A 20,964-nucleotide genomic window follows, 5' to 3' on the forward strand; every position below is an offset into this window, starting at 1 on the left:
GGCCGCGACCCGGGTCAGCGGCGGCCGACGCGGGAGGAGCTGGAGAAGGCGGCGATGGAGCCGCTCGAGCTGCCGCCCTGACGGCCGCCGCCGCGCTGGCTGCCCCCGCCCTGACGAGCTCCGCGGCCGCGCTGACCTCCGCCGGTGCTCTGGCCACCGCCGCGGCTGCCGCCACCGTTGCGCCCGCCGTTGGCGCGGCCACCGTTGGCGCGGCCACCACCGTTGCGGGCTCCGCCGGTGCGGCCGTCGCCGCCCGCGTTGCCGCTGCCCTGACGACGGCCGCCACCCTGACGGCCCGCGCCCTGGCCACGACCGCCACCCTGGCGGCCCCCGCCCTGGCCACGACCGCCCTGGCCACGACCGCCGCCGGAGGATCGGCCTTCGGGCGTCTCGACGACGATGCCGCCGGGCACCAGGGTGCGCTCACCGGGGGCGAGCTCCTGCAGGATCGGGTGGTCGACGCCGGCGCGGGTCGTGGTCGGCTTGATGCCGGCGGCGCGGGTCAGCGAGCGGACGTCGCGGACCTGGTCGTCGGTCATGAGCGTCACCACGGTGCCCTCGTTGCCGGCGCGGGCGGTGCGGCCCGAGCGGTGCAGATAGGCCTTGTGCTCCACGGGCGGGTCGGCGTGCACCACCAGGGCCACGTCGTCCACGTGGATCCCGCGGGCCGCGATGTCCGTGGCGACCAGCGTGCTGGCCGCTCCGGAGTGGAAGGCGTCGAGGTTGCGCACTCGGGCGTTCTGGGACAGGTTGCCGTGCAGGTCGACCGCGGGCACGCCCGCGCCGTTGAGCTGGCGGGCCAGCTTCTTCGCGCCGTACTTGGTCCGGGTGAACATCACCACGCGCCCGGGGGCCGAGCCCAGGTCGGTGAGGACCCCCAGCCGGTCGGCGGCGTCGATGTGCAGCACGTGGTGGCTCATCGTGGCGACGGGTGACTGGGCGGAGTCGGCGTGGTGGGTGACCGGCTTGTCCAGGTAGCGCTTGGCGATGACGTCCACACCCGCGTCGAGCGTGGCGGAGAAGAGCATCCGCTGCCCGCCGCGAGGGGTCTTGTCGAGGATGCGCTTGACGCCGGGCAGGAACCCGAGGTCGGCCATGTGGTCGGCCTCGTCCAGGATGCTGATCTGGATCGAGGACAGGTCGGCGTGGCCCTGGCCGATGAGGTCCTCCAGGCGACCCGGGCATGCGATGACGATGTCGACGCCGGTCTGCAGGGCCTTGACCTGCGGGTTCTGTCCGACGCCGCCGAAGATGGTAACCGAGGACAGGCCCGCGGCCTTGGCCAGCGGCTGGAGCGACTCGGCGATCTGGCTGGCCAGCTCGCGGGTCGGGGCCAGGATCAGACCACGGGGGGCGCGACCGCGGCGGGTCGAGGGCTGCTGCATGAGCCGGGTCACCAGCGGCAGGAGGAAGGCGTAGGTCTTGCCCGACCCCGTGCGGCCACGGCCCAGGACGTCGCGGCCCGCCAGGCTGTCGGGCAGGGTCGCGGCCTGGATCGGCGTGGGGTCGGTGATGCCGCGCTCGGCGAGGGCGGCGGTCAGGATGGCGGGCACGCCGAGCGTGCCGAAAGCAGAGGAGTTCACGAAGTCCTTCGGGGACGAGATCGATGGTGTCCCACCCGGCGCGCAGGCCCCGATCGGGCGGCGCGACCTTGTCAAGGATCAGCCGCCCGAGGCGAGACGGTGCGGGCGGCTGACACCCATTCTACCAGCGCATACGCTTAGACCATGGACAGCAGCAGCCAGCCCGTGGGCCCCAGCTTCCCCGACGGCTTCCGCTGGGGCGCGGCCACCGCCGCCTTCCAGATCGAGGGTGCGTCGACCGAGGACGGTCGCCTCGACTCCATCTGGGACACCTTCGCCCGTCGCCTCGGGGCGGTCCGCAACGGTGACGACGGCAGCGTGGCCTGCGACCACTACCACCGCTACCGCGAGGACGTCGCGCTGATGCGGGAGCTGAACGTCGGCACCTACCGCTTCTCCACGTCCTGGGCGCGGGTCTGCCCGGATGGGCGCACCCCGAACCCGGCCGGTCTGGACTTCTACTCCCGCCTGGTGGACGAGCTGCTCGCGGCCGGGATCACCCCCTGGCTCACGCTCTACCACTGGGACCTTCCCCAGGCCCTCGAGGAGGAGGGTGGCTGGCCGAGACGAGAGACCGCATACCGCTTCGCCGAGTATGCGATGGCGGTGCACGACGTCCTGGGTGACCGCGTCCAGCACTGGACGACGATGAACGAGCCGTGGGTCTCGGCCTTTCTCGGGTATGCGGCAGGCGTGCACGCGCCCGGGCGCACCGAGCCGGTCGCGGCGCTGCGCGCCGCGCACCACCTGCTGCTGGGGCACGGGCTGGCGGTCCGCGAGCTGCGCGCCCGCGATCCCGAGCTGGAGCTGGGGATCACCCTCAACTTCACCCCGGCGGTGCCGGTGGACGAGGGGCGTGCCGCGGACAAGGAGGCCGCGCGGCGGGTCGACGGGATGGCGAACAGGTTCTTCGTCGAGCCGTTGACGCGTGGTGCCTACCCGGCGGACGTGCGCGCGGACCTGGAGGGGCTGTGGCCGGCCGACCTGGTCCACGACGGCGACCTGGAGATCATCTCGACGCCGATCGACGTGCTGGGGGTCAACTACTACACCTCCGAGGCCGTGACCGCCGGTGACCCGCTGGGTGCCGCGGTGGCCGCCGCGCAGAGCCGGGCTTTCGACGCGCCGAGCCCGCACGTGGGGTCCGAGCACGTGCGCGTGGTGCGGCGGGGGCTGCCGGTCAGCGACATGGGGTGGGAGGTGACGCCGGACGCGTTCGGTGACCTGCTCGTGCGGCTGCACCGCGACTACACCGGGCCGCGGGGGATGAATCTGGTCGTCACCGAGAACGGGATGGCGTGCGCGGACGAGGTCGGGCCGGACGGCCAGGTCCACGACCCGGAGCGGATCGACTACCTGCGCGCGCACGTGGGCGCGGCCGCGGAGGCGGTGGCGCGGGGCGTGGACCTGCGTGGCTTTCTCGTGTGGTCGCTGCTGGACAACTTCGAGTGGGCGTTCGGCTACGACAAGCGCTTCGGGATCGTGCACGTGGACTACGAGACGCAGGTGCGCACGCCCAAGGACTCGGCGCGCTGGTGGGCCCAGCTGTGCCGGACCGGGGAGATTCCTGGCGGCGGGGAGGCATGAGGAAGGGGCCCGGTCGGATCGACCGGGCCCCTTCGTCCAACCAGGGGGTCAGCCCTTGACGCCACCGGCCAGCAGGCCACGGACGAAGTAGCGCTGCAGCAGCAGGAAGACCGTCACGGGGACGACCATCGCCACGAAGGCGCCGGAGGACAGCAGGTGCCAGGCGGTGCCTCGCGTGCCGGTGAGGTCGGCCAGGCGGACCGTCAGCGGCGAGATGTCCTTGCTGGAGCCGAAGACCAGACCCACGAGCAGGTCGTTCCAGACCCAGAGGAACTGGAAGATGCCGAAGGCGGCGATCGCCGGGACCAGCAGGGGCAGGAGCACCTGGAAGAAGATCTTCACGTGCCCGGCGCCGTCCACCCGCGCGGCCTCGATGAGGGTGCGCGGGATGTCCATCATGAAGTTGTGCAGCAGGAAGATCGCCAGGGGGAGGGCGAAGATCGTGTGCGACAACCACACCGGCCAGAACGAGCCGACGATGCCCCAGTTGTTGTACTGCGTCAGCAGGGGCACCAGGGTGACCTGGATGGGGACGATCTGCAGGGCGAAGACGGCCACGAACAGCCAGTTCTTGCCGGGGAAGTCCATCCACGCGAAGGCGTAGGCCGCCAGCAGCGCCAGGGTGATCGGGATGATCACGGCCGGCAGGGTGATGACGACGGTGTTGATGAACGCCGAGGCGAAGTTGGTGCTGCCGCCGGTGAAGACCTCGTTGTAGTTGTCGGTCGTCACCTGCGGGTCGGCGAAGAAGTTCCACCAGCCGTTGGTGCGGATCTCCCCGGCGGGACGCCAGGACGTGACGAACAGCCCCAGGGTCGGCACGGTCCACAGGACCGCCAGGATGATGGCCAGGGCCGAGGCCCAGGGCGAGGACAGCCTGTTCTTGGCGTCCACGGCCCGCTGCTCGGCCTTGGTCAGCTTGCGGGGGCCGCCGGACTTCTTCTCCGGCTCCGCCGCGCGTGGGGCGAGGTCCTCGGAGACGCCGTCGCCGTCGTTGTCCTTGACGGGGAAGGACGGTGCGTTGCTGGTCATCGCTGCTCCTCCGAGAGTCGCATCTGTCGGACGTTGTAGACCACGAGCGGGATCACCATGATGAACAGCAGCACGGCCAGGGTCGCGCCGATGCCACGCTGGGCGGTCCGGAAGGTCTGGACGTAGAACTCGTTGGCCACGATCGAGGTGCCGAAGTTGCCACCGGTCATCGCGTAGACGATGTCGAAGACCTTCAGCGTGGACATGGCGATCGTGGTGAGGACCACGACCAGGGCCGGACGGATCGAGGGAACCGTCACCGAGCGGAACATCCGCATGTTGCTGGCGCCGTCGAGCTTGGCGGCCTCGATGATGTCGTCCGGGATGGCCTTGATGGCCGCCGAGAGCACCGTCATCGCGAAGCCGGTCTGGATCCAGACCATGACCGCGATCAGGAAGAGGGTGTTCCAGGGCCAGGTCAGCAGGAACTGCTGGCTGTCGAAGCCGAGCCAGACCAGGAGCTGGTTGGCCAGACCGGTCTGCGGGCGGGAGGTCGGCTTGTAGTCGTAGACGAACTTCCAGATGATGCCGGCGCCGACCATGGAGATCGCCATCGGCAGGAAGATCAGCGTCTTGGCCAGCTTCTCGAAGCGGGTCCGGTCGACCAGCACGGCGTAGATGAGCCCGAGCGCGGTCGAGATGGTCGGGACCAGCGCCACCCACAGCAGCGTGTTCAGCAGCACCCTCTGCAGGGTCGGATTGGTGAAGACCGCCGAGTAGTTGGCGAACCCGACCCATTCCTGCAGGTTGGAGGACTTGAACGAGCTGATGATCGTGTTGATGGCCGGATAGACCAGGCCGAAGGCCAGGAGGAGCAGCGCCGGCCCGAGGAAGACCACGACGGTGGCCCAGCGGGGCATCTTGGGCAGCTCGGACAGGAACAGCACGAGGGCCATGACCCCGACGAAGAGCAGGATGGCCACGACCATGACCACGAGCTTCTGCGTCGAGGTGTCGGCCCCGAGGAGGTAGTCCATGAGATCTCGCTTCCGGTGACGGCGACGGTGCCGGTGTGCGCGTGACGGGTGGGAGGGCGCACCCTCCCACCCGTCACGGCATCACGGCATCAGCCTGGGACTGGGATCAGTTGGCCGGCCAGGAGTTGGCGATGGCGTCGGCCACGGCCTTGCTGTCCTTGCCCTCGGCGATCCAGGCGGTCATCTCCGTCCAGAAGGTCCCGGCGCCGACGGCGGCGGGCATGAGGTCGGAGCCGTCGAAGCGGAAGACGGTGTCCTCGGCGGTGAGCAGCTCGTAGGCGAGCTGGTCGATCGGGGACTTCAGGTTGGCCGGGTCGAGCTCGGAGTTGGCCGAGACCCAGCCGGCGTTGGTGACCTTGGCCTTCTCGTTGCTCCACTCGGGGCTGGTCAGGTAGGCCTGCAGGGCGTGGACCTCGGGGCGGTCGGCCAGGACGATGCTGAACTCGCCACCACCCAGGACCGGCTTGTCGTCGGCGTTCATGCCGGGCAGGTAGAAGGCGAAGACGTCGCCGTCCTCGGCCACCTTGGTGCCCTCAGGCCAGTTGGCCTGGTAGAAGGAGGCCTGGCGGTGCAGGAAGCAGGCGCCGTCCAGGATCGGCAGGCCCGCGTCGCCGAAGGGCACGGTCGCGATGGACTTGACATCACCAAGGCCACCGTTGACGTACTTCTCGTTGCGCAGGATCTCACCGGCGGTGTCGATCGCCTCGACGACCTTGGGGTCGTTGAACTTGAGGTCACCGGTGACCCACTGGTCGTAGGCCTCGGGGCCAGCCGTGCGGAGCATGACGTCCTCGATCCAGTCGGTGGCCGGCCAACCGGTGGCGCCACCGGACTCGATGCCCGCGCACCACGGCTTGACGTCGGGGTTGTCGGCGACCATCTGGTCGGTCAGGGCGATGAGCTCGTCCCAGGTGGTCGGGATCTCGTAGCCGGCGTCCGCGAAGGCGCTGGGGGAGTACCAGACGAAGGACTTGGCGTTGGCGCCCAGCGGGGCGCCGTAGAGCTTGTCCTCGGCGGTGCCGTAGCCGCGCCAGGCCTCGTTGTAGTACTCGTCGATGTTCTTGCTCGCGGCCTCGCCGACCTCGAAGATCTTGTCCGGGAAGTCGGCGGCGATGCGCTGGATCAGACCGGGCTGGGGCACGTAGGCCATGTCGGGGGCGTTGCCGGACTCGAGGCGGACCAGGAGCTGGGCCTCGAACTCGCGGGAGCCTTCATACTCCACGGTGGCGCCGGTGCACTCCTCGAACGGCTTGAAGGCGTCGATGTGCGGCTGGTCCTCGGGGGAGATGATCGAGGTGTAGACCGAGATGGACTTGCCCTCGAGGTCGCCGTACTGCTCGTAGGCCGAGCAGTCGACGTCGCCGCCGCCGTCGGCGGTGCCGCCGGCTCCGTCGCCGTCGCCGCCACCATTGCCACAGGCCGCCAGGGAGATGGCTGCGATGCTGGCCGTCGCGGCCAGCTTCCATCCACGGGAGGTGGTGTTGCGCATCGGTGCGCCTCTCTTTCCTATCGTGCGCCGGCCGGCACCTTGATCCGACCAGACATCACCTCCCATCACACCACCACCACCCTCAGGATGCCCACAGGTGGCGGTCACGGTGTGGTAACGATCGGTGTGATAGGCGGTAACGGCCGGTGAGCCGGGTCAGCCGCGGGAGCGACCCCCGCGCCGCTGCTTGAGCCGCACCTGCAGTCGGCTGCCGTCGGCCCGCGTCTCCAGGTAGGGCTGCTCGTCCACGAGGGTGCTCAGCTTCTGGTGGCCGAAGTCGCGCGGGTCGAAGTCGGCGTGCGCCCTCGACAGGTGCTGCCCGACGGGGCCCAGGCCGCTCCACCCGTCGTCGCCGGAGGTCGCGTTGATCGCCTTGGTCAGCGCGCTCTGCAGGTTGATCCGCGTCGCGGCCCCCGCCTCCGGCTGCGCGTCCGCCCCCTGCGGCGCGGTCCGGGCGACCTCGACCTGCTCCTCGCGGTCCTGCTCCTGGAGCAGTTCGAGGAAGATGAACTGGTCGACCGCACGACGCAACGACTCGGGAGTCTTGCGCTGCCCCATACCGTAGACGCGCTTGCCGGACTCGCGCAGACGCGTGGCCAGCCGGGTGAAGTCGGAGTCGGAGGACACCAGCGCGAAGGCCTCCACGTTGCCCTGCCAGAGCAGGTCCATCGCGTCGATGATCAGCGCGGAGTCGCTGGAGTTCTTGCCGACGGTGTAGGCGAACTGCTGGACCGGCTGGATCGCGTGGCGGTGCAGCTCGGCCTTCCAGCCCGTCAGGTTGGTCGTCGTCCAGTCGCCGTAGGCCCGTTTGACCGTGGGGGTGCCGTAGGTCGCCAGCTCCTCCAGGACCGCCGCCGCGTGCTTGGGCGAGACGTTGTCGCAGTCGATCAGGACGGCGATCCGCGTGCTGGTGCTGTCGTTGTCCACGCGCCCCAGGCTACGCGGACGGGCAGGTCCCTCTCAGGCCGACGGTGGGTGAACTACGCTCGAGCCATGCGCGCAGTGATCGTGGAGCAGCCCGGTGGGCCGGAGGCCCTGACCCTCGTCGAGCGGGAGGCTCCGACGCCTGGTCCGGGCGAGGTCCTGGTCACCCTGGTGGCCGGCGGGATCAACTTCATCGACGTCTACCAGCGTGAGGGTCGCTACCCGCTGGAGCTGCCCTTCGTCGGCGGCAACGAGGGCGCCGGCACCGTGGCGGCGCTCGGCGAGGGTGTGGAGGGGGTCGAGGTCGGTGACGCCGTCGCCTGGGCGATGGTCGCTCAGACCGGGTATGCGGAACAGGTCCTGGTCCCGGCTGCTCGCCTCGTGCCCGTGCCCGAGGGGATGGACCTGGAGCAGGCGGCCGCGGCGATGCTGCAGGGGATGACCGCGCACTACCTGGTCAACTCGACCTTCGAGGCCAAGGAGGGGCAGACCGCGGTCGTCACCGCGGCCTCCGGCGGCGTGGGCCTGCTGCTGTGCCAGATGCTGTCGGCCAAGGGCGTGCGCGTCATCGGGACCGTCGGCCGCGAGGAGAAGGTGCAGCTGGCCAAGGACGCCGGCGCCGACGAGGTCGTGCTCTACCGCGAGGTCGACCTCGCCGGGGAGGTGCGCCGGCTGGCCGGTGACGCGGGCGTGGACGTGGTCTACGACGGCGTCGGCAAGGACACCTTCGACGCGCTCCTGTCGGTCCTGCGCCCCCGCGGGATGATGGTGCTCTTCGGTGCCGCCAGCGGCGCGGTCCCGCCGGTGGACCCGATGGTGCTGAGCAAGGGCTCGCTCTTCCTGACCCGCCCGACCCTGGCCCACTACGGCGTCGAGCGGGAGGAGCTGCTGTGGCGCTCCGGCGAGGTCCTCGAGGCGGTCGCCGACGGGTCGCTGAAGCTGCAGATCGGGGGCCGCTACCCGCTGGCCGCCGCCCGCCAGGCCCACGAGGACCTGGAGAGCGGCGTGACCACCGGGAAGCTGCTGCTGATCCCCTGACCGGGGAAGGGATCACTGCTCGAGGGAGACCTCGGCGGTGTCGCCGAACCAGCCGCTGCTCAGGTGGATCCGCACCGGCGTGGCGTCGGTGGGGATGTCGTAGAGCAGCGCGCCCGTCGCGGTGTTGCCCGGGTTGATCTCGGTCAGCCACAGGTTCTCCTCGTCCAGCAGGTAGGCCGCGCTCGAGGTCGAGTGCTCCCGGTCCTGCTCGTCGATGAGCTTCTGCTCGCTGTCCAGGAAGTACTCCGCGCTCGTCCCGTTGTTCTTCACCGTGAGCAGGATCTTGACGAACTGGCCCTGGGCGGCCTCGCCCCAGTCGGCCGGGCCGACGTAGTCGAAGCCGTCCTCGATGCCGCTGACGGTGACCTCGAAGTCGCCGATGGTGACGGTGTCGCCGATCGTGGGTGCGGCCGCCGCCTCTTCGGCGGCCTTCTTCTCCGCGGCTTCCTTCTCCGCGGCTTCCTTCTCGGCGGCCTCCTTCTCGGCCGCTGCCTTGTCCGCGGCCTCCTGGTCGGCCTTCGCGGAGGCCTCGTCATCGGCTGCGGACCCGTCGGCCGTCGATCCCTGCGAGCTGGCCGACGGGCCCGCGCCTTCCCCGTCGGAGGCGTGTGCGGTCTCCGACGAAGTCTTGTCCGCCGCGGCGGGGGCGGTGTCCTGGGTGTCGTCGCCGAACATGTTGGCGAGGACGAGGACGAGGAAGAGGCCCAGGATCCCGGTGAGGATCTTGTGCCGGCGGAACCAGCTCTTCTTCGCCGGCGCAGGGGGCGGCGGCGCGGCTGGCTGCGGGGTGGGGGTCTGGTCGTAGGTGCTCATCTGAGCCTCCTTGTGTGCTCGAGGGATCGGATGACCCGAGTCCACCGCCAGGAGGGGGTCGCCGGCATCGCCCGACCGGGCACGCCGCGCTGGCCGATCGGCCACGGATCAGCCCGCCGGGCTGGCCGGTCGGCCGATGGGTCTGTCGGTGCCGCGGACTAGCGTGAGGATCATGTCGAGCAGCCCCGGTCCTGTGACCGGACCCACGGGTCCGGTCCTCCAGCCACCGCCTCCGACGGCGCGGCGTGAGACCCCGCGCCGGGTGGGCAGCGGGGTGGGCTACTGGCTGCGGACGGTGCTGCTGATGTCAGTGGTCTTCATCACCTCGGTGTCCGCGGTGGGGGCGGCGATGGCCCGCGACGAGGCACGGGGCTGGGGCGGCGTCGGCGGCTGGCTGGCGGACGCCTACCTCGTGGTCTCGGTCCTGGTCGCCCTGCTGTGCCCGCTGCTGCTCCTGCTGCGCCGCCGCGACCTCAACAACACGGCCTGGGGGCTGGGTTTCCTGCAGATCCTCTTCCCGGTCGGTGTCGTGATGGCCTGGGTGCTGCCGCAGGCCATCCGCAGCCACAAGCGGGACGAGGCCGAGGCGTTGAGCTTCCTCTACGTCCTCGGGCTGGTCATCTGGTTCTTGCGCGACCTGCTCGGCGGGCGGACCACCGAGACCTCGCTCCTGCGGCTGGTCCTGAGCCCGCCGGAGACCCCGCCGACCGAGCGTGTCGACCTTGACCTGATGACCGTGTCCATCGCGTTCGTGGTGCTGGCCGTGGCGCCGATCGCCATCGGCTTCTACCGGCGGGCCCGCGCCGAGCTGCAGGACACCCAGGCCGAGGCCACCGTGCAGAGGGCGGCGGCCGGTGAGATGTCCGCCCAGCTGTCCCGCCAGGCCGAGCGTGACCTCATCGCCCGGGAGGTGCACGACGTGATCGGCCACCGGCTGTCCCTGCTCACGCTCCACGCTGGTGGCCTCGAGGTCGCCGCCAGCCAGGACCCGGAGCTCGCCGAGAGCGCGCGCTACGTCCGGGAGAACGCGCAGCGCGCGATGGACGACCTGCGCTCGCTCATCGCGGTGCTGCGCGAGCCGGCCTCCGCGGCCCAGGACGCCGGCGCGCTCGCCCCTGCCTCCATGTCCCTGGCCGACCTGGCCAAGGTGATCGACGACATGGCTGAGTCGGGCGGCCCCGTCGCCTCGACCGTCTTCCTGCAGCAGGCGGAGGAGGCCGACCCGGTGCTGTCGCACTCGGTCTACCGGATCGTCCAGGAGCTGCTCACCAACGCCCGCAAGCACGCTCCCGAGCAGCTGGTGAAGCTCCGCGTGAGCGGCGGTCCGGCCACGGGTGTGGCGATCGAGGCGTCCAACCCGGTCCCGCGTGGGCACGCCATCAACCCCTCCGGCTCGGGGCTCAACGGCATCGCCGAGCGCGTCGAGATCCTGGGCGGCACGATGGAGGTGCCGCGTGAGGATGGACGCTTCTCGGTCCGAGTCCTGCTGCCGTGGTCGGTGACCCAGGATGCCTGAGATGGACGGACCGGGAGTGGCGGACGAGACGACGGACGACATGGCGGCCCGGCCGGTCCGGGTCCTGCTCGTGGACGACGACCCGATGGTCTGCTCCGGTCTGCGGATGATCCTGGGTCGGGGCAGCGGCGGACGGATCGAGGTCGTGGCGGCCGTGCACGACGGCGACGAGGCGGTCGGTGCCGTCCAGCGGCACCACCCCGACGTGGTGCTGATGGACGTGCGGATGCCGCGGATGGACGGCATCACCGCCACGGCCAGGGTGCGGGCCCTGCCGTCGCCGCCCGAGGTGATCGTGCTGACCACCTTCGACTCCGACGACGAGCCCTTCCGGGCGGCCGAGGCCGGGGCCAACGGTTTCCTGCTCAAGACGGAGTCACCCGAGGACCTCGTCGGCCACGTCAGGGCGGTCGCGGCGGGGGAGGGGGCCGTGTCCAAGCGCACCGCCCGTCAGTTCATGGCCCAGTGGCGCCAGGAGGGCACCGGCCCGGCCCGCGACGCGCGCCGCGTGCTCGCCAGGCTCACGCCGCGCGAGCGGGAGGTGGCCGACCGCGTCGCCCAGGGCCTGTCCAACAGCGAGATCGCCGACCAGCTCTACGTCAGTGCCAGCACGGTCAAGGCACAGCTGGCCATGATCCAGGACAAGCTCGGCGTGACCAACCGGGTGATGATCGCCGTGCTCGTCACCCAGGGCGGCCCCCGCGGGTGACCGACGATGTGACTGATGTGACGGGTGGGGTTTAGATCACGAATCGGCAACGGTAGCGTGTCCCGTGCAACGTCGGTGGGGACCGGCTGCGTCTACTAGGTGTTCGGACCGATTCTCTTCGTCGGTCAGACCAGCGCCTCGGCAGCAGCGGGGGCCACGCAGGGTGAAGGGGCTGTGAAGGGTGAGACTGCAACCGTTGCACGTCGTGCCGGAGATCGTGCGCGACGTCGTGCTGCCTCGGCGCACCATGCTCCGTGGCGGGCTCGGGCTGGTCATGGGAGCCGCGGTCGGGGGACTGCAGGACTCGGGCGAGCGGTTCGCCGCCGCCCCGCCGCAGGCCGCGCCGCCGGTCCAGCCGACGCCGCCGGCCGAGCCGGAGCCGGTCGAGCCCGAGCCGCCCAAGGACTGGTGGCAGCGCGGCGACTCCGGTGACGAGGTCTACGCCCTCCAGGAGGAGCTGGGCCGCAACGGCTACTGGTGCGGCAGCCCTGACGGCGGCTTCGGCCATCTGACCCAGCAGGCCGTCTTCGCCGTGCAGAAGGCCAACGGACTGGCCCGCGACGGCGTCGCAGGGCCGGCGACCCGGGCAGCCCTGCAGACCGGGCACCGCCCCGCCCCCGTCGCCGGCGGCGACCACATGGAGGTCCACCTCGGCAGCCAGCTGCTCCTCGTCGTCCGCGGCGGTGCGACCTCCATGGTGCTCAACACCTCCACGGGCAACGGTGAGCCCTACACCTTCCAGGGGAACAACTACGTCGCCCACACCCCGACCGGCGACTTCGCGGTCTGGTACATGGACGGCTCCGGCTGGCGCACCGGTGAGCTCGGCGACCTCTACCGGCCGATGTTCTACGACGGCAACTACGCCATCCACGGCTCCGGCTCGATCCCGCCCTACCCGGCCTCCCACGGCTGCGCCCGCATCTCGACCGCGGCCATGGACATGTTCTGGGACCAGGGGATGCTCGGCATGGGTCAGCGGGTCATCGTCGTCTGATCCCCGCGCATGACCTGCCCGTGCCCGGGGCGTCGGGCACCGCGGTGGGCGTGCACCCCATACCCTCGCCTCCTGTGGACACCTTCCTCGACCCCCACCCGGAGTGGATCGCCGTCGGCGGACCCGACCACCTGACCTACGTCGCCGGGCTGCTGGTGCTGGCGGTGGCCCTGATCGTCGGACGCAGATGGGTCCGGGAGCACGCGAGCCTGGTGAGGCGGGTGGTCCTGGGCGTGGTCGTCGTCCAGCAGTGCACGCTCTACGGCTTCTACGCGCTGACCGGCTGGGACTGGGCCGAGTCGATGCCGCTGCACATCTCACGCGTCTCGGCGCTGCTGGCGCTGGTCTACCTGGCCACCGGCAGCCGACGGGTGATGGACGTCCTGTTCTACTTCGGGCTGTGGGCCTGGGCGAGCTTCTCCTACCCGCAGAACATCCAGCCGGTGAACAACATCCTGGGCTGGTCCTTCTTCATCAACCATGCCGTGACGCTGCTGATGCCGGTCTTCGCCTGGGTCACCACCGACTGGCGCCCCACCCGTCGCGCGCTGTGGCAGGCGCTGGGCTGGTTCCTGCTCTACGTCGTCGTCGCGGTCGTGGCCAACCGACTCACCGGCGGCAACTACTTCTACCAGCGGGAGAAGCCTCTGCTGCCGGGCCTGCCGGGGCCGGTCTACCTGGCGGCGTCGATGGCCGCCACCTTCGCGCTCTTCTGGCTCGGGTATGCGGTCTCTCGCCTCTTCCTGCGCCGCGAGCTCGGTCAGCGGTAGGCGGCCTGGCCGGTGAGCGCCTGGCCGATGACGAGGGTGTGCATCTCCTCGGTCCCCTCGTAGGTCAGCACCGACTCGAGGTTGTTGGCGTGCCGCATGACGGGATACTCGGCCGAGATGCCGTTGGCGCCCAGGATGGTGCGGGCGGTGCGGCAGATCGCGATGGCCTTGGAGACGTTGTTGAGCTTGCCGACGCTGACCTGCTCCGGACGCAGGCCCTTGGTGTCCTTCAGGCGACCGAGGTGGAGGGCCAGGAGGGTGCCGTTGGTGAGCTCCTGGTGCATCTGGGCGAGCTTGTGCTGGGTGAGCTGGAAGCCGCCGATCGGCCGGCCGAACTGCTCGCGGCTGCGGGAGTAGTCCACCGCGGTCTGGAAGGCCGAGCGGGCCGCGCCCATCGATCCCCAGATGATCCCGTAGCGCGCCTCCGACAGGCAGGACAGCGGACCCTTGAGGCCTTTGACCTCCGGCAGCACGGCGTCGGCGGGCAGGCGCACGCCCTCCAGGACGAGCTCGCTGGTGATCGAGGCGCGCAGCGACATCTTGTGGGTGATCTCGGGCGCGGAGAAGCCGGGGGTGTCGGTCGGGACGACGAAGCCGCGGACGGTGGTGCCCTTCTCCTCATCGTCGGCCTGGGCCCACACGACGGCGACGTCGGCGATCGAGCCGTTGGTGATCCACATCTTGGTGCCGTCCAGGACCCAGTCGTCGCCGTCGCGCCGGGCGCGGGTGCGCATCGAGGCCGGGTCGGAGCCGTGGTCGGGCTCGGTCAGGCCGAAGCAGCCGATGGCCTCGCCGGCCGCCATGCGGGGGAGCCACTCCTGCTTCTGCTCCTCGCTGCCGAAGCGCCAGATGGCGAACATCGCCAGCGAGCCCTGCACCGAGACCAGCGAACGCACGCCCGAGTCGGCGGCCTCCAGCTCCAGGCAGGCCAGCCCATACTCCACGGCCGACGTCCCCGCGCACCCGTAGCCCTCCAGGTGCATCCCGAGCAGCCCCAGCTCGCCGAACCGGCGGGCCAGGTCACGGGCGCCGGGGAGCTCACCTGCCTCGTACCAGTCCGCGACGTGCGGCAGCACCGCCTCCTCGCAGAGCTGGCGGACGCTGGCGCGCACCGCCTTCTCCTCGTCGGTGAGGACGGAGTCGATGTCGACGAGATCCAGGGCACGGGCGGCGGGGCTCATGGGCACATTGTGTCGCCCGACCCTCCTCACCCGGCGGGAAGGTGACCGTTGACGGCAGGATGGAGGGATGACGGCAACACACCCTGGTCAGTCCCGCGGCGGTTCGATTCTCGGCACCGAGGTCCGCCGGGTCGAGGATCCCGACCTGCTGGTGGGACGCGGCCGCTTCGTCGACAACATCGACATCGACGACCCCGAGGTGCTGCACGCGGTCTTCGTGCGCAGCCACCTCGCCCACGCCGAGCTCACCGGCGTCGAGACCACGGCGGCGCTCGAGGCGCCCGGCGTCGTGGCCGTGCTGACCGGACAGGACCTGGGGAAGGAGCCGGTCCCGCAGTTCAGCCAGCTCGACGACTCCCTCGGGCGCAGCGCGCTGGCCGTGGACCGGGTGCGCTACGTCGGGGACCCGGTCGCCCTCGTCGTGGCCCGGACCCGCGCCCAGGCCGTGGACGCCGCAGAGCTGGTCGAAGTCGACTACGAGGAGCTGCCGGCCGTCGTCGACATGGAGGAGGCGCTCGCGGAGGATGCGCCCCTGCAGCTGCCCGACTGGGGCTCGAACGTCATCCTGGCCGTCCGCGACGACGAGGACGACGTGCTGGAGGACGCCGCGCGGGTGGTGCGCCTGCGGATGGAGAACAACCGCCTGGCCTCCAGCCCGATCGAGGGCCACGCGATCCTGGTCCGGCCCCGGCTCTCGGGCCAGGCAGAGGTGACCGGGCTGGACACCTGGATGGGCACCCAGCACCCCCACATCTCGCGGTCGCTGATCAGCAAGTGGCTCGGGCTGCCCAAGGACGCGGTCCGCGTCGTCGCGCCGCACGTCGGCGGAGCCTTCGGCGGCAAGGGCGGCGTCATCCCCGAGCACGCCTCGGTCATCCAGGCGGCCCGGCGCCTCGGTCGCCCCGTGCGCTGGACCGAGACCCGCAGCGAGTCGATGCTGTCGATGAGCAGCCGCGGGCAGGTGCAGTACGTCGAGCTCGGCCTCGACGACTCCGCCCGCATCACCGGCATGCGCGCCCGCGTCGTCGGCGACTGCGGCGCGCACGCCGGGTGGGGAGGATCCTTCGCCACAGGATCGACGCGCACGATGAGCGAGGGGAGCTACCGCATACCCCGCCTCCGGTATGACGCGCTCGCGGTGACGACCAACACCGCCCCGACCGGCGCCTTCCGGGGGGCCGGCCGCCCCGAGGCGGCCGCGATGATCGAGCGGATCGTCGACCACGCCGCGCGCGAGGTGGGGCTCCCGCCGGAGGAGTTCCGGCGTCGCAACTTCCTGGCGCCCGAGGACTTCCCGCACGAGGCCAAGTTCGGCAACGCGGTCTACGACACCGGCGACTACGCCAAGGCGCTGGAGGCCGCGCTGGAGGCGGTCGGCGCGGAGGAGGTGCGGACCGAGCAGGCGCGTCGCCGGGAGGCGGGGGAGCCCTGGCAGCTGGGTCTGGGGATCGCCAGCTATGTGGAGATCACCGGCTTCGGGGGCAAGGAGTATGCCGGCATCCGGGTCGGCGACGACGGGACGCTGACCGTGATGGCCGGCACGTCGGCGCACGGGCAGGGGCACGCCACGTCCTTCTCGATGATCGTCGCCGACGAGCTCGGGATGCCGATGGACCGCATCAGCTATGTCCAGTCCGACACCGACGTGGTGCGCTCCGGCGGGGGCACCGGCGGCGCACGCTCGCTCCAGCTGGGCGGCTCGGCCGTCCGGGGTGCCGCGGTCGAGCTGCGGGAGCGGGCCACGCGGGTCGCGGCCGAGCTGCTCGAGGTGGCCGCCCAGGACGTGGTGCTCGAGGACGGGCGCTTCGCGGTCGCCGGCGTGCCCGGGACCGACATCGGCTGGGAGGAGGTCGTGGCCCGGGCCAAGGAGGACGGGGACGAGCTGGCGGTCGACCACGACTTCAAGCAGGACGGCTCGACCTTCCCGTTCGGCACCCACGCCTCCATCGTGGAGGTCGACGTGGAGACCGGCGCGGTCCGGCTGCTGCGGCACGTCGCGGTCGACGACTGCGGGACCGTGATCAACCCGCTCCTGGTCCGTGGCCAGCAGCAGGGCGGCGCGGTGCAGGGGATCAGCCAGGCGCTGTGGGAGGAGTTCCGCTACGACGAGTGGGGCAACCCGGTGACGGGGACCTTCGCCGACTACACGCTGCCGAGCACGGCCGACACGGTCAATCTGGAGACCCACTCCACCGTGACACCCACGGACCGGAACCCGTTGGGCGCCAAGGGGATCGGGGAGGCCGCGACGGTCGGCTCGACCCCGGCCGTGCAGAACGCGGTCATCGACGCCGTCGCCCACCTGGGCGTGCGCCACATCGACATCCCGTGCACCCCCGAGCGCGTCTTCGCCGCGATCCGGGAGGCCGAGGCGGGCACGCACGAGCCCTGGCGGCAGCCGCCGGCGATCTTCGACGACCTGCCCGACACCGAGCAGATCGATGACATCGAGGTCTGAGGACCTGCTCGCCCTCTACGAGGCCCAGCTGCTCTCCCGCGAGCTGGACCTGGCGGCGCGCGACCTGCAGGCCCGGGGCGAGGGCTTCTACACGATCGGCTCGGCGGGCCACGAGTCCAACGCGGCGGTCGCGATGGCGCTGCGGCCGACCGACCCGGCGCTGCTCCACTACCGCTCGGGCGGGTTCTACTGCGCGCGGGCCGCCCAGGTCGAGGGCCACGACGCGGCGCGGGACATCCTGCTGTCGCTGATGGCCTCCGCCGACGACCCGATCTCCGGCGGCCGGCACAAGGTCTTCGGCAGCGTGCCGCTGTCGGTGATCCCGCAGACCTCGACCATCGCCTCGCACCTGCCCCGGGCGGTCGGGCTGGCGTTCGCGCTGGAGCGGGCCCGCCGGCTCGAGGTCGAGCGTGTCTGGCCCGACGACGCTGTCGTGGTCACCAGTCTCGGCGACGCCTCGCTCAACCACTCCACCGCCCAGGGCGCCCTCAACGCCGCGTCCTGGTTGACCCATCAGGGCATCCCCGTGCCCCTGCTGGTCGTGGTCGAGGACAACGGCCTGGGCATCAGCGTCCGCTCCCCGAAGGGCTGGGTCGAGAAGGCGCTGGGACGCCACGGCCTGACCTGCCTCTCCGCCGACGGCTCCGACCCCGAGGGGGTCCTGGCGGTCGCGGCCGAGGCGGCCGACCTCGTCCGCAGCCGCCGCCGGCCCGTGCTCCTGCACCTGCGCACGGTGCGCCTGATGGGGCACGCCGGCAGCGACGTCGAGATCGCCTACCGCACCCAGGCCGAGATCCAGGCCGACCAGGCCCGCGACCCGCTCATCGCGACGAGGCAGGCCCTGCGCGGTGCGGGCCGCACCGAGGATGAGCTGCGCGGACTGGAGGAGCGCACCCGGGCGCGGGTGCTGCATACCGTCGAGGAGCTGTTGCCGGCCCGGCGGATGACGACCTGGACGCAGGTCGTCGCCCCGCTGACGGAACGCCGGCCGGAGGCGTCGCTGGCGGCCGCGGTGAAGGCCGCCGAGGCCGAGCGCCGGATCGTGGCCTTCCCCTCCGGGCTGCCCGAGGACGCCGGGTCGCTGACCCTCGCCGAGTCGCTCAACGCCGCGCTGACCGACCTGCTCGCGGCCCGGGCGGGAGCGGTGGTGCTGGGGGAGGACGTCGCGGCCAAGGGCGGGGTCTACGGCGTGACGCGGGGGCTGCTCGCGCGCTTCGGGAGCCGGCGCGTGCTCGACACGCTGCTGGACGAGCAGACCATCCTGGGCACCGCGCTGGGGGCGGCGCTGGCCGGGCTGCTGCCGGTGGCGGAGATCCAGTACCTCGCCTACCTGCACAACGCCGAGGACCAGCTGCGCGGCGAGGCGGCGACGCTGCGGTTCTTCTCGGCCGGGCAGTTCAGCAACGGGATGGTCGTGCGGATCGCGGGGCTGGCCTACCAGAAAGGCTTCGGCGGGCACTTCCACAACGACAACTCGGTCGCGGTGCTGCGCGACATCCCCGGGATCGTCGTCGCCGTGCCGTCCGGGCCGGCCGAGGCGCCGGGCCTGCTGCGCGCGCTCGCGGGGATGACCGAGGCGGAGGGGCGCGTCGGGGTGCTCCTGGAGCCGATCGCCCTCTACCACCGCAAGGACCTGGCGGCGGGGTATGCGGCTCCCGCCGCCTGGGAGGGGGCGACGCCGGCGCTCGGGGAGTGCGCGCTGCACCGGGCCGACCCCTCGGGTGCCGGGGACGTGCTGGTCGTGACCTTCGGCAACGGGGTGGCGATGACCCGGGCGGCCCTGGCCCGTCCCGAGGCGGCCGACCTCGCCGGGCGGGTCGACCTGCTCGACCTGCGCTGGATCGCGCCGCTGCCGGAGGCGGACCTGCTGAGGCGAGCTGCCGCATACCCCGCGGTGCTGGTGGTCGACGAGACCCGCCGCAGCGGAGGGGTCTCCGAGGGCGTGCTCGCGGCGCTGGCCGACGGCGGGTATGCCGGGCGCGTGGCGCGGGTGTGCAGCGTCGACAGCGTGATCCCGCTCGGGCCGGCCGCGGCGACGGTGCTGCTGTCGGAGGAGGATGTCGTGGCCGGGTTGCGGCGTCTGGTGGGGCCTGCTGTGGGAGGGTGACCGGCATGACCAAGGAGGTCCCGGACCGGGCGGACGTCGTCGTGATCGGCGGTGGCGTGATCGGGCTGAGCGCCGCCTATCACCTGGCGTGCGCGGGCTCGGACGTGGTGCTGCTGGAGCAGGACACGTTCGGGTCGGGATCGACGTGCAAGGCGGCCGGTGGGGTGCGGGCGCAGTTCAGCGACGAGGTCAACGTGCGGCTGGCGCAGCGGTCGTTGGAGGTCTTCGGGCGGTTCGAGGAACTGTATGGGCAGGCGATCGACCTGCACCGGGTGGGCTATCTGTTCCTGCTCGACGACGCCCAGGACGTGGCCGACTTCGAGCGGGCGGTGGCGCTGCAGAACTCGCTGGGCGTGCCGACGCGGATGATCGATCCGGGGGAGGCCGGGCGGTTGTCGCCGCTGATCAGCACGGAGGGGTGAAGCGCCCCAGGTTCTGTGCCGCTCCTATACGGGTTGCGGCTCTCGGTTGAGGGTCGCGTAGTGGGCGTTCTCGTACTCCACTGGGGACATCATGCCAAGGCTGCCGTGGAGGCGTCGCTGGTTGTACCAGTCGACCCAGGCAGCGGTGGCGTACTCGACGTCCGCGATGGTCTTGTAGGGCCCGTCGCAGAAGACGGTGGTGCGGATGCACTCGGTCTTGTACAGGCCGATGGCGCTCTCCATCAAGGCGTTGTCGAACGCATCACCGACCGAGCCGATGGAGGGTCGCAGGCCTTCCAGGGCCAGGTGCTCGGTGAATCGCAGCGAGGTGTACTGCGACCCGGCGTCCGCGTGGCAGATCAGGCCGGGTGCGACGGGGTGCCCGTCGTGGTCACGCTGCCAGATCGCCATCCGCAGCGGGGTCATCACCAGGTCGACCTCCTTGGTCGTGGCAGCGTGCCAGGCCACGATCCGCTGGGCGAAGACGTCCAGGACGAACGCGACGTACACCCACCCGGTCCAGGCCCGGACGTAGGTGAAGTCCATCACCCAGGTCTGGTTCGGGCAGGTGGCGGTGAAGTCGCGATCCAACAGGTCGCCAGCGCGCCGCCCGTCCTTGGTGGGGATCGTGGTCCGGATGCCCTTGTCGCGGCGGAGGCCGGACAGGCCCAGGGCGCGCATCGCCCGGTCGACCGCCCCGGCCGAGGCGTCGGGCAGGCCGCTGCGGCGGACCAGCGCGGTCATCTTGCGTCGCCCGTACAGCCCTTCCGGGGCTAGCTGACGGGCGCCGGTGCGGGTGTTGGTGGTCCAGGCCAGGTCGCGCACCAGGTCCATCACCAGAGCATCGGTGTGCGTGCGGGCCGAGGGCTGGCGGGAGTTGTTCTTCCAGGCCCGGTAGGTGCGCGCGGCGACCTGCAGGCCCTGCTCGCGCAGGACCCGGCAGATCGACTCGACCGCGTGCCCCTGGGCGCGCTGGGCGTCGATGAACGCCATGATCATCGGTTCCGGGGGTCGAGCTCCCCCACGAAGAAACTCGTGGCCGCCTTCAGGATGGCCACGTCCTCACGCAGCCGCCGGTTCTCGGCCTTCAGCTTCTTGATCTCCGCCTGCTCGGCCGTGGTGGTCCCTGGCCGGTCGCCGGCATCGATCTCGGCCTGGGCGACCCACCGCCGCAACGATTCCTTGCCCACTCCTTCCTGCCGGGAGACCGCCAGCACGGCCGCGGTCATCGTCGGGTACTCGTTGCGGTGCTCCAGCACCAACCGCACAGCCCGAGCCTTCAGCTCGGGATCGATCTTCTTCGGCATGACATGCATCCTTCCGGACTCGAAAGGAAGCGGCATCAAACCTGGGGCGCTTCA

At 71.3% G+C, this 20,964-nt stretch carries 17 protein-coding genes and 1 other annotated feature; of the genes, 9 read left to right on the top strand and 8 right to left on the bottom strand.

The genetic code is table 11. The annotated features are described in order from the left end of the window. Positions 1-14 precede the first annotated feature (14 nt). Positions 15-1,583, bottom strand: a complete 1,569-nt coding sequence (locus ACTMMA_RS08295; RefSeq protein WP_441189648.1) for a DEAD/DEAH box helicase — start codon at positions 1,581-1,583, stop codon at positions 15-17. Between the two features lie 144 nt (positions 1,584-1,727). Between ACTMMA_RS08295 and ACTMMA_RS08300 the strand changes: the two genes are divergently transcribed. After that, the gene (locus tag ACTMMA_RS08300) at positions 1,728-3,170 is read left to right on the top strand and encodes a GH1 family beta-glucosidase (RefSeq protein WP_441189649.1); all 1,443 of its coding nucleotides are present in this window, start codon (positions 1,728-1,730) and stop codon (positions 3,168-3,170) included. 48 nt (positions 3,171-3,218) lie between these two features. Here ACTMMA_RS08300 and ACTMMA_RS08305 read toward each other — a convergent pair whose 3' ends face one another. The 4 genes from ACTMMA_RS08305 to ACTMMA_RS08320 form a co-directional block, all read right to left on the bottom strand. Beyond that, positions 3,219-4,202 (bottom strand): carbohydrate ABC transporter permease, encoded by a 984-nt coding sequence (locus ACTMMA_RS08305; RefSeq protein ID WP_441189650.1) that lies wholly within the window; start codon positions 4,200-4,202, stop codon positions 3,219-3,221. Further along, the gene (locus ACTMMA_RS08310) at positions 4,199-5,179 is read right to left on the bottom strand and encodes a carbohydrate ABC transporter permease (RefSeq protein WP_441189651.1); all 981 of its coding nucleotides are present in this window, start codon (positions 5,177-5,179) and stop codon (positions 4,199-4,201) included. The genes ACTMMA_RS08305 and ACTMMA_RS08310 overlap by 4 nt, the downstream gene beginning before the upstream one ends. Positions 5,180-5,285: 106 nt before the next feature. Next, complete coding sequence (locus ACTMMA_RS08315; RefSeq protein ID WP_441189652.1) at positions 5,286-6,668, bottom strand: ABC transporter substrate-binding protein; 1,383 nt, start codon at positions 6,666-6,668, stop codon at positions 5,286-5,288. Positions 6,669-6,824: 156 nt separating this feature from the next. Then, complete coding sequence (locus tag ACTMMA_RS08320) at positions 6,825-7,595, bottom strand: NYN domain-containing protein (RefSeq protein ID WP_441189653.1); 771 nt, start codon at positions 7,593-7,595, stop codon at positions 6,825-6,827. A 66-nt stretch (positions 7,596-7,661) separates the two neighbouring features. On the opposite strand from ACTMMA_RS08320, the gene ACTMMA_RS08325 reads away from it, so the two are divergent. Further along, positions 7,662-8,630: a quinone oxidoreductase family protein gene (locus ACTMMA_RS08325; protein WP_441189654.1), complete on the top strand. Its 969-nt coding sequence runs from the start codon at positions 7,662-7,664 to the stop codon at positions 8,628-8,630. A 12-nt stretch (positions 8,631-8,642) separates the two neighbouring features. On the opposite strand, the gene ACTMMA_RS08330 is transcribed toward ACTMMA_RS08325, so the two are convergent. Beyond that, positions 8,643-9,443 (bottom strand): DUF4352 domain-containing protein, encoded by an 801-nt coding sequence (locus ACTMMA_RS08330; protein WP_441189655.1) that lies wholly within the window; start codon positions 9,441-9,443, stop codon positions 8,643-8,645. A gap of 172 nt (positions 9,444-9,615) precedes the next feature. Here ACTMMA_RS08330 and ACTMMA_RS08335 point away from each other — a divergent pair, with 172 nt between their 5' ends. The 4 genes from ACTMMA_RS08335 to ACTMMA_RS08350 all read left to right on the top strand — a co-directional run bounded on the left by ACTMMA_RS08335 (position 9,616) and on the right by ACTMMA_RS08350 (position 13,435). Next, positions 9,616-10,959, top strand: coding sequence for a sensor histidine kinase (locus tag ACTMMA_RS08335; protein ID WP_441189656.1), 1,344 nt, complete (start codon positions 9,616-9,618; stop codon positions 10,957-10,959). 1 nt (position 10,960) lies between these two features. Next, positions 10,961-11,668 carry a response regulator gene (locus ACTMMA_RS08340; RefSeq protein ID WP_441189657.1) on the top strand — a complete coding sequence of 236 codons (708 nt, stop codon included), beginning with the start codon at positions 10,961-10,963 and terminating at the stop codon, positions 11,666-11,668. A gap of 181 nt (positions 11,669-11,849) precedes the next feature. Next, the gene (locus tag ACTMMA_RS08345) at positions 11,850-12,665 is read left to right on the top strand and encodes a L,D-transpeptidase family protein (protein ID WP_441189658.1); all 816 of its coding nucleotides are present in this window, start codon (positions 11,850-11,852) and stop codon (positions 12,663-12,665) included. Between the two features lie 20 nt (positions 12,666-12,685). Beyond that, positions 12,686-13,435, top strand: coding sequence for a TMEM164-related integral membrane acyltransferase (locus ACTMMA_RS08350; RefSeq protein WP_441189659.1), 750 nt, complete (start codon positions 12,686-12,688; stop codon positions 13,433-13,435). On the opposite strand, the gene ACTMMA_RS08355 is transcribed toward ACTMMA_RS08350, so the two are convergent. Beyond that, positions 13,426-14,616 carry an acyl-CoA dehydrogenase family protein gene (locus tag ACTMMA_RS08355; protein WP_441189660.1) on the bottom strand — a complete coding sequence of 397 codons (1,191 nt, stop codon included), beginning with the start codon at positions 14,614-14,616 and terminating at the stop codon, positions 13,426-13,428. The genes ACTMMA_RS08350 and ACTMMA_RS08355 overlap by 10 nt on opposite strands. 67 nt (positions 14,617-14,683) lie before the next feature. Here ACTMMA_RS08355 and ACTMMA_RS08360 point away from each other — a divergent pair, with 67 nt between their 5' ends. The 3 genes from ACTMMA_RS08360 to ACTMMA_RS08370 are packed head-to-tail and all read left to right on the top strand — an operon-like array spanning position 14,684 to position 19,603. Continuing rightward, the gene (locus tag ACTMMA_RS08360; RefSeq protein WP_441189661.1) at positions 14,684-17,074 is read left to right on the top strand and encodes a xanthine dehydrogenase family protein molybdopterin-binding subunit; all 2,391 of its coding nucleotides are present in this window, start codon (positions 14,684-14,686) and stop codon (positions 17,072-17,074) included. Continuing rightward, on the top strand, positions 17,058-19,181 hold the full coding sequence (locus tag ACTMMA_RS08365; protein ID WP_441189662.1) for a dehydrogenase E1 component subunit alpha/beta: 2,124 nt from the start codon (positions 17,058-17,060) through the stop codon (positions 19,179-19,181). The genes ACTMMA_RS08360 and ACTMMA_RS08365 overlap by 17 nt, the downstream gene beginning before the upstream one ends. Positions 19,182-19,186: 5 nt before the next feature. After that, positions 19,187-19,603: an NAD(P)/FAD-dependent oxidoreductase gene (locus ACTMMA_RS08370; protein ID WP_441189663.1), complete on the top strand. Its 417-nt coding sequence runs from the start codon at positions 19,187-19,189 to the stop codon at positions 19,601-19,603. Positions 19,604-19,627: 24 nt separating this feature from the next. Here ACTMMA_RS08370 and ACTMMA_RS08375 read toward each other — a convergent pair. Then, positions 19,628-20,910 (bottom strand): IS3 family transposase gene (locus ACTMMA_RS08375; RefSeq protein ID WP_441189664.1). Its coding sequence is split into 2 segments (ribosomal slippage): positions 19,628-20,637 and positions 20,637-20,910, totalling 1,284 coding nucleotides; the frame shifts between segments, so codons are not numbered across the junction. Beyond that, positions 20,507-20,641, bottom strand: a sequence feature (AL1L pseudoknot). It overlaps the preceding gene by 135 nt. Positions 20,911-20,964: the final 54 nt, after the last annotated feature.

It is taken from the genome of Ornithinimicrobium panacihumi (genome assembly GCF_052073805.1).
Taxonomy (GTDB): domain Bacteria; phylum Actinomycetota; class Actinomycetes; order Actinomycetales; family Dermatophilaceae; genus Ornithinicoccus; species Ornithinicoccus panacihumi.

What these genes read in the sequence shown, in the direction of transcription:
- ACTMMA_RS08315 (WP_441189652.1), bottom strand. Translation starts at nt 6,668, where the DNA reads ATGCGCAACACCACCTCCCGTGGATGGAAGCTGGCCGCGACGGCCAGC.
- ACTMMA_RS08305 (WP_441189650.1), bottom strand. Translation starts at nt 4,202, where the DNA reads ATGACCAGCAACGCACCGTCCTTCCCCGTCAAGGACAACGACGGCGAC.
- ACTMMA_RS08300 (WP_441189649.1), top strand. Translation starts at nt 1,728, where the DNA reads ATGGACAGCAGCAGCCAGCCCGTGGGCCCCAGCTTCCCCGACGGCTTC.
- ACTMMA_RS08365 (WP_441189662.1), top strand. Translation starts at nt 17,058, where the DNA reads ATGACATCGAGGTCTGAGGACCTGCTCGCCCTCTACGAGGCCCAGCTG.
- ACTMMA_RS08335 (WP_441189656.1), top strand. Translation starts at nt 9,616, where the DNA reads ATGTCGAGCAGCCCCGGTCCTGTGACCGGACCCACGGGTCCGGTCCTC.
- ACTMMA_RS08370 (WP_441189663.1), top strand. Translation starts at nt 19,187, where the DNA reads ATGACCAAGGAGGTCCCGGACCGGGCGGACGTCGTCGTGATCGGCGGT.
- ACTMMA_RS08355 (WP_441189660.1), bottom strand. Translation starts at nt 14,616, where the DNA reads ATGAGCCCCGCCGCCCGTGCCCTGGATCTCGTCGACATCGACTCCGTC.
- ACTMMA_RS08330 (WP_441189655.1), bottom strand. Translation starts at nt 9,443, where the DNA reads ATGAGCACCTACGACCAGACCCCCACCCCGCAGCCAGCCGCGCCGCCG.
- ACTMMA_RS08340 (WP_441189657.1), top strand. Translation starts at nt 10,961, where the DNA reads ATGGACGGACCGGGAGTGGCGGACGAGACGACGGACGACATGGCGGCC.
- ACTMMA_RS08310 (WP_441189651.1), bottom strand. Translation starts at nt 5,179, where the DNA reads ATGGACTACCTCCTCGGGGCCGACACCTCGACGCAGAAGCTCGTGGTC.
- ACTMMA_RS08325 (WP_441189654.1), top strand. Translation starts at nt 7,662, where the DNA reads ATGCGCGCAGTGATCGTGGAGCAGCCCGGTGGGCCGGAGGCCCTGACC.
- ACTMMA_RS08360 (WP_441189661.1), top strand. Translation starts at nt 14,684, where the DNA reads ATGACGGCAACACACCCTGGTCAGTCCCGCGGCGGTTCGATTCTCGGC.